Origin of the sequence: Nonomuraea mesophila, from assembly GCF_004352805.1 — a bacterium.
In the GTDB taxonomy this organism is placed as follows: domain Bacteria; phylum Actinomycetota; class Actinomycetes; order Streptosporangiales; family Streptosporangiaceae; genus Nonomuraea; species Nonomuraea longispora.
Genome location: NZ_SMLD01000095.1, coordinates 21,298 through 37,659 on the forward strand (window position 1 = coordinate 21,298; position 16,362 = coordinate 37,659).

General features: G+C 70.2%; 16 protein-coding genes and 1 pseudogene. 5 read left to right on the top strand and 12 right to left on the bottom strand.

The genetic code is table 11. From position 1 onward, the window contains the following. Nucleotides 1–52 precede the first annotated feature (52 nt). The 11 genes and pseudogenes from E1295_RS29655 to E1295_RS29705 all read right to left on the bottom strand — a co-directional run bounded on the left by E1295_RS29655 (nt 53) and on the right by E1295_RS29705 (nt 8,684). Nucleotides 53–679 carry an HAD family hydrolase gene (locus tag E1295_RS29655; RefSeq protein ID WP_132634948.1) on the bottom strand — a complete coding sequence of 209 codons (627 nt, stop codon included), beginning with the start codon at nt 677–679 and terminating at the stop codon, nt 53–55. 87 nt (nt 680–766) lie between these two features. Continuing rightward, the gene (locus E1295_RS29660; protein ID WP_166427465.1) at nt 767–1,216 is read right to left on the bottom strand and encodes a DUF2690 domain-containing protein; all 450 of its coding nucleotides are present in this window, start codon (nt 1,214–1,216) and stop codon (nt 767–769) included. A 99-nt stretch (nt 1,217–1,315) separates the two neighbouring features. Next, nucleotides 1,316–1,816, bottom strand: a complete 501-nt coding sequence (locus tag E1295_RS29665) for a DUF6912 family protein (RefSeq protein ID WP_132634954.1) — start codon at nt 1,814–1,816, stop codon at nt 1,316–1,318. A 631-nt stretch (nt 1,817–2,447) separates the two neighbouring features. Beyond that, a pseudogene (locus E1295_RS52570) lies at nt 2,448–2,525 on the bottom strand (hypothetical protein); the annotation flags it as partial. Between the two features lie 223 nt (nt 2,526–2,748). Further along, nucleotides 2,749–3,396, bottom strand: coding sequence for an HAD family hydrolase (locus E1295_RS29675; RefSeq protein WP_246080494.1), 648 nt, complete (start codon nt 3,394–3,396; stop codon nt 2,749–2,751). A 122-nt stretch (nt 3,397–3,518) separates the two neighbouring features. After that, a complete protein-coding gene (gene nagZ, locus E1295_RS29680; RefSeq protein ID WP_246080496.1) occupies nt 3,519–4,793 on the bottom strand; it encodes a beta-N-acetylhexosaminidase in 1,275 nt (424 codons plus the stop codon). 73 nt (nt 4,794–4,866) lie between these two features. Then, nucleotides 4,867–6,534, bottom strand: a complete 1,668-nt coding sequence (gene ptsP / locus E1295_RS29685; protein ID WP_132634957.1) for a phosphoenolpyruvate--protein phosphotransferase — start codon at nt 6,532–6,534, stop codon at nt 4,867–4,869. Beyond that, on the bottom strand, nt 6,531–6,791 hold the full coding sequence (locus E1295_RS29690; protein ID WP_132634960.1) for an HPr family phosphocarrier protein: 261 nt from the start codon (nt 6,789–6,791) through the stop codon (nt 6,531–6,533). The genes ptsP and E1295_RS29690 overlap by 4 nt, the downstream gene beginning before the upstream one ends. Nucleotides 6,792–6,904: 113 nt before the next feature. Continuing rightward, a complete protein-coding gene (locus E1295_RS29695) occupies nt 6,905–7,351 on the bottom strand; it encodes a PTS sugar transporter subunit IIA (RefSeq protein ID WP_132634963.1) in 447 nt (148 codons plus the stop codon). 10 nt (nt 7,352–7,361) lie between these two features. Next, the gene (locus E1295_RS29700) at nt 7,362–7,598 is read right to left on the bottom strand and encodes a PTS sugar transporter subunit IIB (RefSeq protein WP_132634965.1); all 237 of its coding nucleotides are present in this window, start codon (nt 7,596–7,598) and stop codon (nt 7,362–7,364) included. Nucleotides 7,599–7,649: 51 nt separating this feature from the next. Then, nucleotides 7,650–8,684, bottom strand: a complete 1,035-nt coding sequence (locus E1295_RS29705; protein WP_132634968.1) for an SIS domain-containing protein — start codon at nt 8,682–8,684, stop codon at nt 7,650–7,652. A gap of 123 nt (nt 8,685–8,807) precedes the next feature. Here E1295_RS29705 and E1295_RS29710 point away from each other — a divergent pair, with 123 nt between their 5' ends. From E1295_RS29710 to E1295_RS29725, 4 genes are all read left to right on the top strand, one after another. Continuing rightward, entirely contained in the window at nt 8,808–9,533 is a 726-nt protein-coding gene (locus E1295_RS29710) for a GntR family transcriptional regulator (protein WP_132634971.1), read from the top strand. A 31-nt stretch (nt 9,534–9,564) separates the two neighbouring features. Continuing rightward, nucleotides 9,565–10,878 (top strand): PTS transporter subunit EIIC, encoded by a 1,314-nt coding sequence (locus E1295_RS29715; protein WP_132634974.1) that lies wholly within the window; start codon nt 9,565–9,567, stop codon nt 10,876–10,878. 103 nt (nt 10,879–10,981) lie between these two features. Further along, nucleotides 10,982–12,241: a PTS transporter subunit EIIC gene (locus E1295_RS29720; RefSeq protein ID WP_132634977.1), complete on the top strand. Its 1,260-nt coding sequence runs from the start codon at nt 10,982–10,984 to the stop codon at nt 12,239–12,241. A gap of 205 nt (nt 12,242–12,446) precedes the next feature. Further along, a complete protein-coding gene (locus E1295_RS29725; protein ID WP_220448958.1) occupies nt 12,447–12,899 on the top strand; it encodes an Rv3235 family protein in 453 nt (150 codons plus the stop codon). Nucleotides 12,900–12,976: 77 nt separating this feature from the next. Here E1295_RS29725 and secA read toward each other — a convergent pair whose 3' ends face one another. Then, nucleotides 12,977–15,766 carry a preprotein translocase subunit SecA gene (gene secA, locus E1295_RS29730; RefSeq protein ID WP_132634980.1) on the bottom strand — a complete coding sequence of 930 codons (2,790 nt, stop codon included), beginning with the start codon at nt 15,764–15,766 and terminating at the stop codon, nt 12,977–12,979. Between the two features lie 223 nt (nt 15,767–15,989). Between secA and E1295_RS29735 the strand changes: the two genes are divergently transcribed. Beyond that, a complete protein-coding gene (locus tag E1295_RS29735) occupies nt 15,990–16,250 on the top strand; it encodes an HGxxPAAW family protein (protein ID WP_132634983.1) in 261 nt (86 codons plus the stop codon). Nucleotides 16,251–16,362 lie beyond the last annotated feature (112 nt).

Genomic DNA, 16,362 nt, shown 5'->3' on the forward strand with positions numbered 1-16,362 from the left:
GCCCGTGCCTGCGCGATTTCCGCATGACCCGAGCCCTGCCCGAGCGTGCGGTCTACGCGTGGTCGAGGGCGTCGGCGAGGGTGTCGACGACCGGCAGGCCGGTGCTTTCGAGCTCGGCCCTGGTCGTCATGCCGCCGGTGTAGAGCACCGCCCTGGCCCCCACGTGCCGGGCGGCGAGCCCGTCGTCCACACTGTCGCCGATCACCAGGATCTCGCCCGGGTCGACGCCGAGCGCCGCGATGTGCGCGGTCATGTGGGCGGCCTTCTCGCCGCCGGTCATGCCGAGCAGCCCGTCGATCCTGGTGAAGTGTTCGGTGATGCCGAACGAGTCGACCTTGGGCACCAGGTGGGCGTGCGGCGCCATGGAGCAGAGCGACTGGGTGCCCGCCCAGCTGGAGAGCACCACCTCCGCGCCGGCGGCCAGCTGACAGCTGTCGCACAGCCGGTTGTAGTGCTCGTGGAAGCCCTCGTCGAGCAGTTGCCACTCGCCCTCGGTCAACGGGCGGCCGAGCAGGCGCTCGTAGGCCAGCCAGATCGGGCGGGTGTAGACGGCCCGGAAACCGTCGGCGGTCATCACGGGAAGGCCGTAGGGCTTGAAGACTTCGTTGGTGGCCTCGACCACGGCATCGAGATCGTGGAAGAGGGTGCCGTTCCAATCCCACACAATGTGCTTTGTCATGTCATGACCAGCGTAGTGGGCTGGTGTGACATTCCGTGAAACGCGCGGAGGTCGTGGCCGTCAGGCCACGGCCCCCACTCGCGTGCCTCAGCGGCAGGCCTTGCCGGTGGTGCCGGAGCCGTTCTGGCCGCCCCGGCCGCCGCCCCACTTCACGGAGGCGCTGCCCCAGGCGCACATGTTGTTCGCCCAGATCATGTCGCCCCAGTGGCGGCCCCCGTTGCCGGCCTTGTAGGTGAAGGAGTCGGAACGTCCGTCCTTGGCGTAGACGCTGATGGTGCCGCTCATGGTCGTGCCGACCTTGATCTCGGTCCAGTTGGTCTTGCACTTGCCGGACCACATCAGCTTGATGGTCCCCACGTTGCCGTTGGCGCGGCTCTTGATCTTCGCGGACTTGACCACGCGGGCCGAGTTACCGCAGCCCGACTTGTAGGGGTCCTGATGGTCGTACGGCTTGGCCTGTGCGTTCGCGGGAGAGCCTGCGAAGAGGGCCGCCGCCGTTACCGCCCCCGTAACGACGGCCACAACTCGAAGCTTCACGGTGAACCGACTCCTTAGGTAAAGAACAATGCCGAGTCGGGACACTAGCGAGTAAAGTCACGGTCCGGTCAAGGAAGTGTGACATACGTAACGTCACCGTTACGTAGCGAGAAGGTCGGGGATCTCCTGGGTCGCGTACCACATGAGCTCGTGGGCCTCGGCGCCGTCCACGGTGAACTTCGCGTCGTCGTCGCCCGCGTCGGAGGCCGGCAGGGCGGCGATCGCGGCCTCGATGTCGGCCACCGCGTCGTGGTCGTCGACGTGCACGGCGGCCACCTTGGCCAGCGGGACCGGCCCGGCGAGGCGCACCCTGCCCCGCTCCTCGATCCCGACGCCGGCGGAGACCTCACGGTCGGGCACCTCGACGGCCACCACGACGCGCCTCGGCGGGGCCTCGCCGCCGGCGGCGGCCAGCAGCCGCAGGGAGGCGCGGGCCGCCTCGGTGAGCGCGACGTATTCGAGCTCCTCCGTGTCGCCCGAGGCGTACCACTCGGTCAGCGCGGGGGTCACCGCGTAGCCGGTCAACGGGGCCGGGCCCACCTCTCCGGCCTTGACCGCGGCGGCCAGGGCAGGGAGAGTGCACGGCAGATAGACGCGCATGACGTACCTTTCCACGCTTCGCCAGGGCTCGGCCATCGGGAAACCCGAGCCACCAGCTACCAGACCCAGACCGACACCTTACTGGTGACTCCTCCGCTTCCTGAAGGGAGCGGTTTCTCGCTAAGCCGCTTGCGCAGCCTGGCGAAGGGGCGGGGGAGGTCTCGGCGGGCACGTCGTCGCACGACAGCACCACGAACCAGCGGGAGCCCTCGCGCGTGACGCTGATCGTCCTCACCTGGCCGCGCACGGGCCGGTGCCGGTGGACGCGGACGTGCCCGACCCCCTGGAGCCGCACGTAGGTCGTGGCGGGGTGGCCGGGCTGGGAGTCCCACCGGCAGCCGTCACCGTCCTTCGGCCACTCGACCGTGTCGAACCGGCCACGCCCCTTGAACCGCGGGAAACCCGGCGCGCGACCCGCGCGGACCCGGTCGAAAAACGCGCGAAACGCCTTGTCGAGCCGTCGCAGCGTGGCCTGCTGGCACGAGAACGACCAACGCCCCTGACCCTCCAGGTCGTCGGCGCGGATGTGTTTCAGCTCGGCCGACTGCTCGCCGTACCGGACACTCACCCCCGCCCTGGCATAGGCGGTGCGCCGGTGCTCCAGAGCGGCGTTGTACAGCGTCCGGTGGTCCTCCACACACGCCGCCAGCGCCGCCGCCTGCCGAGCCGTGGGGCGCAGCAGGAATCTGAACGACCTGCGCACACCCATCTCTCGTCACGTTCGGTAACGACAACACCACGATATCGGCTGGCGCCGGCAAAACCAGGAAAGACATCCCCGATGTGCAGACCCGACAGATCAGGGCACACTCAGGCCTTGGCAGCCCTCCCGCTTCCGATTCCCCCACCGCTTCATGACGACGGTCTCCTTGGGAGGCTCTGATGGGCGCCCTGCTCATCAGCCCGCCAGACCACGACGCCCCGGCGGGCTGTCAGGCCCGGCGCAGCGTGAGGCGGAGGTGGGACTCGAGCTCAGTGATGGTCGACTCCGCGTCGCGGTGGTGGATGCCGACGATGCCGAGGGCGCGGGCGGCCAGGATGTTGGCCTCGATGTCGTCGATGAACACGCACTCCTCGCCGGCGAGCCCGATCTCGCCGAGGGCGTGGTGGAAGATGCGCGGCTCGGGCTTGCGCATGCCGACCTCGCCGGAGATCACGACCGCGTCGAAGATCACATCCCAGCCGTCGCGCGGGTACGCGTTCCCCCAGGAGTTGGAGAGCAGGCAGGTTTTAAAACCATTTTTCCGCACGTCGCGGAGCATGTCGTACATCGCCTCGACCCGCTCGAACCCCGCGAACATGCGATCCAGCAGCCCCTCCGCCACCGGCGGCACCCCGTCGAGCGTCAGCAGCCGCGCCGCGAGATCGCGCTCGAAGGCGGAACCGTCGAGCTCGCCCCGTTCGAGCGCGTGGACCGTGCTCTCGCCGTCGCCGTCGCGGTAGGCGTGCTCGATCATCTCCCGCATCACGACGTAGTAGTGGTCGGCGTCGATCCGGTCCTCGCGGATCCACCTGCCGATGGAGTCGGACATGCTCGTCGTGAGCACCCCGCCCCAGTCGATCAGCACACCCGCGACCACGACCACCTCCAGGCTCGAACCTCGTTCCAGAATAGGGTGTCCCCCCGGCCCGCGCTCACGCCCGTCCGCGCGGCACGCGGCTCGCACCGGCCTGGGCGGCGGGGTCGTCCACCGACCCCGCGTCAGTCGCCGGAAACGCGGGCGGCCAGCTTGCGGTGCTCGGCGGAGCGCAGCACCCTGGCCGCCTCCTCGGCGGAGGCGACGGGAGCCTCGGCCAGCAGCCCCTTCGACTGCTTGAGCGTCAGCAGCCTGGTGACCGACTCGTCGAGCCGCTGCTCGGAGATGCGGCCCGACTTCACCGCCGCCAGCACCGCCCGGTGGGCCTCGGGCAGGTCGTTGGGCATGAGCAGCAGGTCGGCACCGGCCAGCACGGCGCGCACCGCCACCTCCCCGTCGTCGTATTTCGTGCGGGCCCCGCCCATGTTGAGCGCGTCGGTGGAGATCACGCCCTCGAAGCCGAGCTTCTCCCGCAGCAGGCCGGTCAGGATGGGCTTGGACAGCGTCGCCGGATCCCCTGACGGGTCGAGCTTGGGGAAGACGATGTGGGCGCTCATCACGGCGTCCACGCCCGCGGCGATCGCGGCCCTGAACGGCGGCGCGTCGATCCGCTCCCACTCGGCCTTCGTGTGTTTGATCACGGGCAGCCCGGTGTGGCTGTCGACGCTCGTGTCGCCGTGGCCGGGGAAGTGTTTGGCCGTGGCGGCGACCTTCGCGTCGTCGAAGCCCTTGACCGCCGCCGAGACCATCCTGGCCACCTTCTTCGGGTCGTCGCCGAAGGCCCGCGTGCCGATGACGGGGTTGCGCGGGTTGACGTTGACGTCGGCGACGGGAGCGAAGTCGAGGTTGACGCCGAGCGCTCGCAGCTCCTTGCCGGTGGCCGCGGCCACGGCCCGCGACAACGACGGGTCCTTCGTCGCGCCGATCCGCCCCGCGCCGGGGAAGTCGGTCATGAGCGCGGACATCCGCGACACCGGGCCGTTCTCCTGGTCGGTCGCGACCAGCAGCGGGACGCCCTTGGCCGCGCGCTGCATGCCGTTGGTGAGGTCGACGACCTGACTCGTGCTCCTGACGTTCTGCGGGAAGAGGATCACGCCGCCCAGGTGGTATTTCCTGATCACCTTGGCCGGGGTCCTCGCGCCGTAGCGGGCGTGGTTCTCCCCCGACTCCGAGGAGGCCGAGGTGCCGTAGAGGACGGGCATGAACAGCTGGCCCACCTTCTCCTCGACGCTCATCCCGGCCAGCGCGCTCTCGACGGGGTCGGGGGACGGGCTCGGCGAGGCGGAGGGCGTGGGCGGCGCCGCCTCGCTCCCGGTCGGCGTGGCCGGCGTCGTACCGGCCGAACCGCCGCCACCGGCGCACGCGGCCAGCATGATCGTCAGGAGGCCCGCCGTTGCCAAGCGTCGAGGGGAGTGAGGCATGCCTCCTAAGGTATCCGCGTGACGACCCGGTAGGGCCCCTGCCCGCCCCTCGTCAGAGCCCCAGCCGGGCGAGTTCGGGAAGGTGCACGCGGGCCGCCGCACGCGCGGCGCCCGCCGTCGTCTGCTCCCGCGCCGCCTCGGCCGCGAACGTGCACTGCTGCAGCGTGTGCGCGGCCAGCCCGGCGCGTACGGCGGGCAGCGCCCCGGCCCCCATCGACAACGTGGTCGCCCCCAGCCCGACGAGTACGCACGCCAGCGCCGGGTCGGCGGCCGACTCCCCGCAGATGCCGCACGGTTTGCCGACGTCGCCGGCGGCGCGGGCGGCCAGCGCGACCAGGTCGAGCAGCGCGGGCTGCCACGGGTCGTGCAGCGCGCTCACGGCCCCGAGCTGGCGGTCGGCGGCGTAGGCGTACTGCGACAGATCGTTGGTCCCGACGGAGACGAAGTCCACGGGCGCGAGCAGGTCCCTGGCCCGCAGCGCGGCGGACGGGATCTCGATCATCACGCCCACGCCGCGCAGCCCCTTGGCCCGGCACTGCTGCGCGAACCACCGGCTCTCCTCGGCCGTGGCGACCATGGGCGCCATCACCATGAGGTCGTCGGTCGCGATCTCGGCCAGCGCGCCGAGCTGCGCCTCCATCACCTCGGGGAACTTGCGGAACATACGCAGCCCGCGCTCGCCCAGCGCCGGGTTGGGCTCGGCGGCGGAGGGCAGGAACGCCAGCGGTTTGTCCGCGCCGCTGTCGAGCGTCCTGACGACGACCTTGCCGCCGGGGAACGCCTCCAGCGCCGCCTGGTAGGCGCGTCGCTGCTCCTCGGCGGCGGGCGCCTCGGTGCGGTCGAGGAAGAGGAACTCGGTCCGGTAGAGCCCGACGCCCTCGGCCCCCGCCTCTCGGGCGGCGTCGAGGTCGGCCGGGCTGCCGATGTTGGCGAGCAGCGGGACGAGATGACCGTCGGCGGTCCGGCCGGGGCCCTGTGCCTCGGCCACCGCCGCCTGCCTGGCCGTGGCGGCGCCGACCGCCTCGGCCACGTCGGACTCGGCCGGCTCCAGGCGCACCTCGCCCGAGGCGCCGTCGGCCATCACCCGCACGCCCGGCCGGATGGTGGTCGCGCCCGGGCAGGCCACCACGGCGGGCACGCCCAGGGCCCTGGCGATGATCGCGGTGTGGCTGGTGGGGCCACCCTCCTCGGTGACGAACGCGGCGACGTCGCCCCTGGACAGCAGCGCCGTGTCGGCGGGCGCGAGGTCCCTGGCGACCAGCACGTACGGCTCCGCCGGCGCGGCCGGCAGTCCCGGCACCGCGTGCCCGTAGAGGAGGGCGACCACGCGGTCCCTGATGTCGTTGAGGTCGGCGGCCCGCTCGCCCAGGTATCCACCCGAGCCGGCCAGCACGTCCCGATATTTCGTGAAAGCTTCGTAGATGGCCCGAGGCGCGGCCAGCCCGCGGTCGATCAGCGAGCGCACCTTCACGACCAGGCCGGGATCCTCGGCCATCAGCGCCTGGGCCTTGAGGATCTCCTCGGCCTCGCCGCCCGCCTGGTTGCCGCGGGCCTCCAGTTCGCCCGCGACCCTGGTGAGCGCGGCCATCGCGCGCTCCTTCTCCTGCTCCGCCTCACCGGTGTAGGTGGCGCCCTCGGGGGGTTCGGGCACGGAGGCGGTCAGGACGTACGCGGGGCCGTGCCCGATGCCCGGGCTGACCCCCACCCCCCGCAGATTCATGGCTTCGCGGCTATCTCTGCCAGCTCGTCGAGCACCTCTTCCGAGCCCTCGCCCTCCGCGGAGATCACGACGGTCTCGCCCTGGCGGACGTCGAGCCCCATGATCGCCAGAATGCTCTTGGCGTTGACGGGATCACCGCCGTGGGCCTTCGCCACCGTGATGTCCATCGGAGCCTGTTTCGCCCGCTGCACGAACGTCGCCGCGGGCCGGGCGTGCAGCCCCACCTCCGCCGCCACGGTGACCTTGCGCTCGCCCATCTGCTTCTTCCTCCTTCTCCACCGGTCCGGACCAGCCGGACCCGGGATCGAACAACGCCTGCCGATCGGGGTCGAAGCGGCGGCATGCCTATTGTGACGTCTTGGCAGCGGGTCTATTCCCATATGAACAGCTCGTCTCCTGCATGTACCCTGCCCCATGCCACCCCGGTCACCGCTTCCGAGAGCGCGTCGAGAGCGACCACCGGGCACACCGGCGAGCGTCCGCCCGCCTCGACGGCCGACGGGTCCCACGCCACCACCGCCTGGCCGGCGCGCACCCTGTCGCCCTCGGTCGCCAGCAGCCGGAATCCCTCGCCCTTCAGCTGGACCGTGTCGATGCCCAGGTGCACCAGCACGCCTCTGCCGTCGTCCCCCACGATGACGTACGCATGCGGATGCAGCTTCATGATTTTTCCCGCTATGGGCGCCACGGCCTCCCCCGGCCCTCTCAGCGGATCGATCGCCGTTCCCGGCCCCACCATGCCCGCGGAGAACACCGGATCGGGCACCGCGGCCAACCCCACGGCCGCCCCCTCGACCGGGGCGAGAACAGTCGTCATGACCTCGCCCTCAGCCGATGATGTCCTCGATGTCGCTGGCGATCGTGTCCGCCTCCGGCCCGACGACGACCTGGACCACGTTGCCCGCGGCCATCACGCCGTGCGCGCCGGCCGCCTTGAGCGCCGCCTGATCGACCATGGACGCGTCACGCACCTCCGTGCGCAACCGGGTGATGCAGGGCTCGATCTCGATGATGTTCCCGGCACCGCCGAGCGCCGCGATGAGCGCGTTGACGTCAGCCGCCATCAGGTCCTCCCTTGCGCTAACACTCTGACCAGGCTAGACGACGCTGTGTGATCAGTCGGTCTGGGTGACCTTGTTCAGGCCGCGCGGCGCGTCGGGGTCGATGCCGAGCCTGCGGGCGAGCGCCTCGGTGAGCAGCTGCCCCGGCACGATCAGGCCCATGGGGGCGACCCACTCGGGCAGGTCCGGGCCGTTGAGCGCGGCCGTGCCCGCCCGTGCGAGCGCCTCGCCGCCCCCGATCGTGTACGCCGCCGCCCCCGCGGCCACCACCCGCTCGGCCAGCGCGACCGTACCGGACAGGGTCGGGCTGTTCTCGGAGGCGACCAGCAGCGCGGGGGTGTCGGCGTCGACCACGGCGATCGGCCCGTGCAGCAGGTCGGCGTACGACAGGCCCATGGCGTGCAGGTAGCAGGCCTCCTTGAGCTTGAGCGCGGTCTCCAGCGCCGTGGAGAAGGCCAGCCCCCGCCCCGACACCACCACGCCGGGCTTGTCCACCAGCCCCTCGACCAGGGCGTCGAGGTCGCCGGGTGCGGCGATGAGCTTCTCCACGGCCTCGGGCACCCGCCGCAGCTCCGCCACGTCCACGTCGGCGCCCAGCCCCAGCGCCAGCACGGCGAGCGCGGCCAGCTGCGTGGTGTAGGTCTTGGTCGCCGGCACGGCCTCCTCCTCGCCGGCCACCGTGCACAGGGCCACGTCGGCGGCCTGGGCCAGCGGGCTGTCCGCGCCGCCGTTGGTGACGCCGACCGTCCTCGCGCCGCAGTCCTTCGCCCAGGCCAGCGTCTCGACGATCTCCTCCGTCCGTCCCGACTGCGAGATCGCCACGGCGAGCACACCGTCGAGGTCGAGCCTGCGCTTGTACGTCGTCGCGATCGACGGTGCGGCCAGCGCCGACAGGCGGCCCGCGTGCGACTCGACGAGGTAACGCCCGTACACCGCCGCGTTGTCGGAGGTGCCCCGCGCGATGAACAACAACTGCCGGGCCTGTGCGCCCACCGCGCGCACCTCGTCGACCTGCGGGAGCAGCGAGTCCAGCGTGTCCCGCAGCGCGGCCGGCTGCTCGGCGATCTCGCGGCGCATCTTCGTCGTCATCTCGGGTTCATCCCTCAAATCGTGGGGCTTAGACTTGACCGTCTTTCGCGACATGTGGTCTAGTCCGGACTAGACCAGTACGAACCATAGCTCATTGCCCTGGTCAGTTCGAGAGGAGGATCCGTGGCGCACATCGATCCGGACAGCCCGGTGCCCAAGTACTTCCAGCTTCGCGAGATCCTGCTGGACCTCATCGACAGCGACGAACTCAGCATCGGCGCCGCCATCCCCTCCGAGCGCGAGCTCTGCCAGCGCTTCGGCCTGTCCAGAATGACCGTACGGCAGGCGGTCGATCACCTCGTGTCCGAGGGTCGCCTGCACCGCGTCCCCGGCAAGGGCACGTTCGTGGCCAGGCCCAAGATCGAACTGGCGCTGCAGCTGACCTCGTTCACCGACGACATGAGGGCCCGCGGCATGATCCCCGGCTCGCGCGACCTCGACAGGAGGATCGTGCGGGCCAGCGCCCACCTGGCCAAGGAGCTGGGCATCCAGCCGGGCGAGGAGGTGCACTTCATCGAGCGCCTGCGCACGGCTGACGGTGAGCCGCTGTCCATCGAACGGGCGCACATCCCGGTGAAGCTCGCCCCCGGTCTGGCCGACCACGATTTGTCAGATAAATCACTGTATGAGCTGCTGGAGGGCCGCTACGGTCTCGTCATGGACGCCGGCGAGCTCACCATCGACGGCGGCATCGCCGACCCGAGCGACGCCGACCTGCTGAAGCTGCCGCGCGGCGGCGCCGTACTGCTGCTCCAGCGCAGGTCGTTCGCCGGTGGCGTCTGCGCGGAGCTGGGCGTGTCCACCTACCGCGCCGACCGCTACCAGCTGCGCACCGTACTCGAGCCCTGAGGGCCGGCTCCCACCCCCGGAGGAACGCCCGGTGAACGAGACCGCCGCGCCCCGGCCTTCGCCGGGCGCTCGCGTGATGACCGTGCTCCAGCGTCTGGGCCGCTCGTTGATGCTGCCCATCGCCGCGCTCCCCGCGGCGGCCCTGCTGCTCCGCATCGGCCAGCCCGACATGCTCGGCTCGAACGGCGCCGAACCCGGCGGCCTGGCGGACGTGGCGGGGTTCGCCTGGGTGGAGCGGATGGCCGAGGTGCTGGCCGCCGCCGGCGGGGCGCTGCTGGAGAACCTGCCCCTGCTGTTCGCCGTGGGCGTGGCCATCGGCTTCGCGCGCAAGTCCGACGGCAGCACCGCGCTGTCCGCCATGGTCGGCTACCTCGTCTTCGACCGGGTGACGAAGGTGATGTTCTCCGGCTCCGGCATCCGCGACACCGTCGTGATCAAGGAGGTTCAGGACCAGGGCGTCGTCGAGATCATCAACTACGGCATGCAGAACCCCACCCAGGTCCTGGGCGGCATCGTCATGGGCCTGGTCGCCGCCCTGCTCTGGCAGCGCTTCCACCGCATCAAGCTGCCGTCGTGGCTGGCGTTCTTCGGCGGACGCAGGTTCGTACCGATCATCACCGCCATCGTGGCGCTGCTCATCGGCGTGCTGTTCGGCTGGCTCTGGCCCGTGCTCGGCGAGTGGATCCGGCACGCGGGCGAGGCCCTCACCGCGATCGGCCCGATCGGCACCGGCATCTACGGGCTGATCAACCGCCTGCTCATCCCCCTCGGCCTGCACCACTTCGCCAACTCCGTCGTCTGGCACGTGGTGCCGCAGTGCGACGTGGGCGGCCAGCTGCTGGGCGGCGACTGGAACTGCTATTTCGGCGGCGCCGAGCACTCGGGGCAGTTCATGGCCGGCTTCTTCCCCATCATGATGTTCGCCCTGCCCGCCGCCGCCCTCGCCATGTGGCGCGCGGCGCCGCCGCACCGGCGGGCCAGCGTGGGCGGCATCATGTTGTCGGCGGCGCTGGCGTCGTTCGTCACCGGCATCACCGAGCCGATCGAGTTCGCCTTCATCTTCGTCGCGCCGCTGCTCCTGGTGGTGCACGCGATCCTGACCGGCCTGGCCATGGCGCTGACCACGCTGATCGGCGGCCAGCTTGGCTTCGGCTTCTCCGCGGGGCTGCTCGACCTGCTGCTGAACGCCAGCAAGTCGAACACCGAGAACTTACCCGGCATCCTCGCCCTGGGCGCCGTCTACGGCGTGCTCTACTACGTCGTCTTCACGTTCCTGATCCGCAGGCTCGACATCATGACACCCGGCCGCGAGCCCGAACCGGACGTCGACTCCGGCGAAACCTGATCACTCCCGAGGTGAGGCCCGGCGGCGGTTCCCCGCGATCCGCCGAGGGGTAGTAATCCGGCGACCCCCCGCGAGCCGAGCACGATGCGGGGGAACCACTGTCATGAGCCCTGGCTGGTCCTCGATGTTCGGCGGCCTCCAGCGCGTGGGACGCTCGCTCATGATGCCCATCGCGGTGCTCCCCGCGGCGGGCCTGCTCCTCCGCTTCGGCCAGGACGACCTGCTCGGCGCCGACGGCCTGGGCGGCGTCCTGCCCTGGCTCCTCCCCGTGGCCAGGGTGCTGGCGGCGGCGGGCGGCGCCCTCTTCGACAACCTGCCGCTGCTGTTCGCCGTGGGCGTGGCCATCGGCTTCGCCCGCAAGTCCGACGGCAGCACCGCGCTCGCCGCCGTCGTCGGCTACCTCGTCTTCGACCGGGTCTCCAGGACTCTCTTCTTCGACGCCGGCCAGGGCGCCGTCCACGACAAGGTGACCGTGGTGCTGCGCGACGGCACCCCCACGCTCGACCTCGGAGCCCAGAACCCGACCGGCGTGCTCGGCGGCATCCTCATCGGCATCACCGCCGCCCTGCTCTGGCAGCGCTTCCACCGCCTCAAACCACCCGCGTGGCTGGCCTTCTTCGGCGGGCGCCGCTCCGTGCCCATCATCACCGCGGTCGCCGCGCTCCTCCTCGGCGTCGTCTTCGGCCTGTTGTGGCGGCCGGTCGGCGACTGGCTGGCGCAGGCCGGCGACTGGCTGTCCGCCCACGGCACGGCGGGCACGGGCATCTACGGCGTGGCCAACCGCCTGCTCATCCCCCTCGGCCTGCACCACGTGCTCAACACCATCGTCTGGTTCACCCTGCCGGAGTGCCGGGCGGGCGTGAACGGCGCCACCCGCGACGCGGCCGGCGACCTCAACTGCTATTTCGCCGGCGAGCAGGGCGCCGGCATCTTCATGACCGGCTTCTTCCCCGTCATGATGTTCGGTCTGCTCGGCGCCGCACTGGCCATGTGGCGGACCGCCGACCCCGGCCGCCGCCAGGCCGTCGGCGGCATCATGCTCTCCGCCGGCCTGACCGCCTTCGTCACCGGCATCACCGAACCCCTGGAGTTCGCCTTCATCTTCGTGGCGCCCGTCCTGTTCGCCGTGCACGCGCTCCTGACCGGCCTGTCGATGGCGCTGATGGCCGAGCTGGGGGCACGTCTCGGTTTCACCTTCTCCGGCGGCGCCATCGACCTGCTGCTGAACGCCGGCAAGTCCAACACCCACGAACTGGGGCTGATCATCGGGTTCGGGCTGGTGTACCTGGTGCTCTACTACGTGCTGTTCACCGTACTGATCCGCGCTCTGAACCTCCCCACGCCCGGCCGCGAACCCGCCTGATTTCAGGACACCCGATGCGTACGCCGCCCCGCGCCCGAAACAGCGCACAGCCCGCGACGCAGGCGCTCCAGCTCCGGCCGACCTTCCTCTCACGGCGGGACGAAAGGCGTTCCGGACTGGGGGAAGGTGGTGGGCGCTGTATTCCTGGGCCGGGCCGAAAACTCCTTATGGCGTTTGTCTCTCCGCCTGAGCACCTGGAGGATGCGTGTCCGCAGCACCCCACATCGACCCCACGTCCACCCCCGAACCGCCCTACGACGGCCACCGGCGCGGAGCGGGCGACGCGGCGACGCGGGTCCACGGAGCCCTGGCCCTGGACTCGCGCCCCCTGGTGTGGGGAGCACCTGGAGCGGCCCCGGACGAGCGCCGGCTACGCCATCTCGGGCAGGCGCTGGCTGAGGTGCTCACCGGCCGCCGCCCGCCCGAGACCCTGGCGGGCCGGCTCACCGGCCGCGCCTACCGGGACCTCGTCAGGGCCGGGCGGATGATCGCGGCCGGCCGCCCTCCGTTCGCCGGCACGCCGCACGTGACCGAACCCCGGGACGGCGTCCTGGAGATGTGCGTGGTCGTCCACTGCGGCGAGCGCGACCACGTACTCGCCGCCCGTCTGGAACGGTACGGCCACCAGTGGCTCTGCACCGACTTCGAGACCGCCTGACCCCGCGCTGAGCGGGCGGGGCCGAACGCGCCGAAGACCCCCACCCCGGCAGAGGTGAGGGCCTTCGGCGACAACCGTCAGGCGGCGTTCTTCGGGTCGCCGTGGCAGCGCTTGTACTTCTTGCCCGACCCGCACGGGCAGGGCGCGTTGCGCTCCACGTTGCCGTAGGCGGCCCGCTCGGCGGAGGTCGTGCGCACCTTGGTGTGCTCGACCTCGCCCTGCTCGCCGGGCGCGGAGTATTCGAGCTCGGCCGGCCGCTCGGGGCCCCGCAGCCCGCGCGCGATGATGGAGCGCGTCTCCGCCAGCGCCGCGTCCTCTTCCGCGACGATCGGGTTCTCCTGCACCTCGACCTCGAGGTTGAACAGGAAGCCGACGGAGTCCTCCTTGATGCCCTCGAGCATCGCGGTGAACATCTCGAAGCCCTCACGCTGGTATTCGATCTGCGGGTCCTTCTGCGCGTAGGCCCGCATGCCGATGCCCTCGCGCAGGTAGTCCATCTCGTAGAGGTGCTCGCGCCACTTGCGGTCGAGCACCGAGAGGATCACGCGGCGCTCGAGGTCGCGCGTCGTCTCGGCGCCGAACTCCTCCTCGCGCCTGGCGTAGGCGGCCAGCGCGTCGGCCTTCATGCGCTCGCTGATCAGCTCGGCGGTCACCTCCTCGCGGGAGCCGGCCTCCTCGATGATGTCCTCGATCGTGACCTGGACCGGGTAGAGCTCGCCGAACGCCTTCCACAGCTTCTCGAGGTCCCACTCCTCGGCGAAACCCTCGGCCGTGGCGCCCTGGACGTAGCCGTCGATCACGTCGCCGATGAAGCCGCGCACCTGCTCGTGCAGGTCGGCGCCCTCCAGCACCCGCAGGCGCTCGGCGTAGATGACCTTGCGCTGGCGGTTCATCACCTCGTCGTACTTCAGAACTTCCTTGCGGATCTCGAAGTTCTGCTGCTCGACCTGGTGCTGGGCGGAGGCGATCGCCTTGGAGACGATGTTGGACTCGATCGGCTGGTCGTCGGGGATCTGCAGCCTCGTCATGATCATCTCGACCCTGGCCGAGTTGAACAGGCGCATGAGGTCGTCGCCGAGCGACAGGTAGAACCGCGACTCGCCGGGGTCGCCCTGACGGCCGGAGCGGCCGCGCAGCTGGTTGTCGATGCGCCGCGACTCGTGCCGCTCGGTGCCGAGGACGTAGAGGCCGCCTAGCTTGGTGACCTCGTCGTGCTCTGCCTTGACCGCCGCCTTGGCCTTCTCCAGCGCCTCGGGGTAGGCCTTCTCGTATTCCTCGGGCGTCTCGACGGGGTCGAGCCCGCGCTGGCGCAGCTCGAGGTCGGCGCGGAACTCGGGGTTGCCGCCGAGCTGGATGTCGGTGCCCCGGCCTGCCATGTTGGTGGCGACGGTGACGGCGCCTTTGCGGCCGGCCTCGGCGATGATCGACGCCTCACGCGCGTGGTTCTTCGCGTTGAGCACCTCGTGCTGCACGCCGCGCCGCTTGAGCGCCTTGGACAGCCGCTCCGACTTCTCCACCGAGGTCGTGCCGACGAGGACCGGCTGCCCGGCCTCGTAGCGCTCCTTGATGTCCTCGACCACCGCGTTGAACTTGGCGTCCTCGGTCTTGTAGACCACGTCGGCCTGGTCCTTGCGGATCATCGGCCGGTTGGTCGGGATCGGGACGACGTTGAGCTTGTAGGTCTTGTTGAACTCGTTGGCCTCGGTGACGGCCGTACCGGTCATGCCGGCCAGCTTCTCGTAGAGGCGGAAGTAGTTCTGGAGGGTGACCGTGGCGAGCGTCTGGTTCTCGTCCTTGATCTTCACGCCCTCTTTGGCCTCGATGGCCTGGTGCATGCCCTCGTTGTAGCGGCGGCCGTGCAGGATGCGGCCGGTGAACTCGTCGACGATCAGCACCTCGCCGTCGGCGACGATGTAGTCCTTGTCCTTCTTGAACAGCTCTTTGGCCTTGAGCGCGTTGTTCAGGAAGCCGACGAGGTGGGTGTGCTCCGGCTTGTAGAGGTTGTCGATGCCGAGCCAGTCCTCGACCTTCTCGACGCCGGACTCCAGGATGCCGACCGTGCGCTTCTTCTCGTCGACGACGTAGTCGCCGGTGCTCTCCTCGCCGGGGTTCTTCGCCTCGACACCCCTGCGCAGGCGGGGAACGATCTTGGCGAACTCGGTGTACCACTTGCCCGACTGCTCGCCCGGACCCGAGATGATCAGCGGCGTGCGGGCCTCGTCGATCAGGATCGAGTCGACCTCGTCGACGACCGCGTAGTAGTGGCCGCGCTGCACGCACTCGTCGAGCGACCAGGCCATGTTGTCGCGCAGGTAGTCGAAGCCGAACTCGTTGTTCGTGCCGTAGGTGATGTCGGCTTCGTACTGCCTGCGTCGCTCGTCGGGCTGCTGCCCGCTCACGATGCAGCCGACCTCGAGGCCGAGGAAGCGGTGGATGCGCCCCATGTTCTCGGCGTCGCGCTTGGCGAGATAGTCGTTGACCGTGATGACGTGCACGCCTCTGCCGGTGATCGCGTTGAGATAGGTCGGCAGGGTGCAGGTCAGCGTCTTGCCCTCACCGGTCTTCATCTCGGAGATGTTGCCCAGGTGGAGGTTGGCGCCGCCCATGATCTGCACGTCGAACGGTCGCTGGCCGAGCACGCGGCGGGCCGTCTCACGCACGGTCGCGAACGCTTCGGGAAGCAGGTCGTCGAGGCTCTCGCCTTCGGCGTGGCGTTTGCGGAACTCGTCCGTCATCGCCCGCAACTCCGCGTCGGACATGGCCGTGAAGTCGTCCTCAATGGAGTTGACCTGGTCTGCGTACCGCTTCAGCTTACGTAGGATCTTGCCTTCGCCGGCACGTAGGATCTTGTCGAGAATGGCTGCCACTTTATGTAAAGCTCCTCGCAGGTCTACCCCGGCGGCGCCGCCAGGAGGAGAGGCCGAGACAAACTTCCCCGTTGCCATGGTAGGCGGTTCCGCAAGCAGACACAGCCACCGTGCCGACGAGGGCACAAGACCGGTCTGGGAGAATGGGCTCAAGGCAGAGGATATGCCGGTTGAGAGCCGGCTCGCACCAATAGCGCGATAACCGGCAGAGGAAGGATTTGTCATGGTTGAGGGGAAGAAGTCGGAGCAAACGGAGAATCTCGGCAGCCACGGCGGACGCGCGTCATCGTGGCTGGCGGTGACGGTGATGCTCGTGGGCACCGTGGTTGCCGGCTTCGGGATGACGGCCGACAACTGGACGCTCGTCTGGATCGGCGCCGGTGTGTTCGTCGTGGGCGGCATCCTCGCTCTCGTCTTCGATATCTTCACCGACGTCGTGATCGACGCTCCGCGGGTGGGCATGCGAGCGGAAGACCACCGCTGACGCAGGCTTCACACGGCGGGCGCCCACCCAATGGGCCGCCCGCCGTTTCCTTTCCTCCTCCGCCCGGGCGTGTCCCACCACACACCCAGGACGCCCCTTCCCAACACACCCG

What these genes read in the sequence shown, in the direction of transcription:
- E1295_RS29735 (WP_132634983.1), top strand. Translation starts at nt 15,990, where the DNA reads ATGGTTGAGGGGAAGAAGTCGGAGCAAACGGAGAATCTCGGCAGCCAC.
- E1295_RS29700 (WP_132634965.1), bottom strand. Translation starts at nt 7,598, where the DNA reads ATGGCGGCTGACGTCAACGCGCTCATCGCGGCGCTCGGCGGTGCCGGG.
- ptsP (WP_132634957.1), bottom strand. Translation starts at nt 6,534, where the DNA reads ATGAATCTGCGGGGGGTGGGGGTCAGCCCGGGCATCGGGCACGGCCCC.
- E1295_RS29690 (WP_132634960.1), bottom strand. Translation starts at nt 6,791, where the DNA reads ATGGGCGAGCGCAAGGTCACCGTGGCGGCGGAGGTGGGGCTGCACGCC.
- E1295_RS29705 (WP_132634968.1), bottom strand. Translation starts at nt 8,684, where the DNA reads ATGACGACGAAGATGCGCCGCGAGATCGCCGAGCAGCCGGCCGCGCTG.
- E1295_RS29720 (WP_132634977.1), top strand. Translation starts at nt 10,982, where the DNA reads ATGAGCCCTGGCTGGTCCTCGATGTTCGGCGGCCTCCAGCGCGTGGGA.
- E1295_RS29695 (WP_132634963.1), bottom strand. Translation starts at nt 7,351, where the DNA reads ATGACGACTGTTCTCGCCCCGGTCGAGGGGGCGGCCGTGGGGTTGGCC.
- E1295_RS29665 (WP_132634954.1), bottom strand. Translation starts at nt 1,816, where the DNA reads ATGCGCGTCTATCTGCCGTGCACTCTCCCTGCCCTGGCCGCCGCGGTC.
- E1295_RS29655 (WP_132634948.1), bottom strand. Translation starts at nt 679, where the DNA reads ATGACAAAGCACATTGTGTGGGATTGGAACGGCACCCTCTTCCACGAT.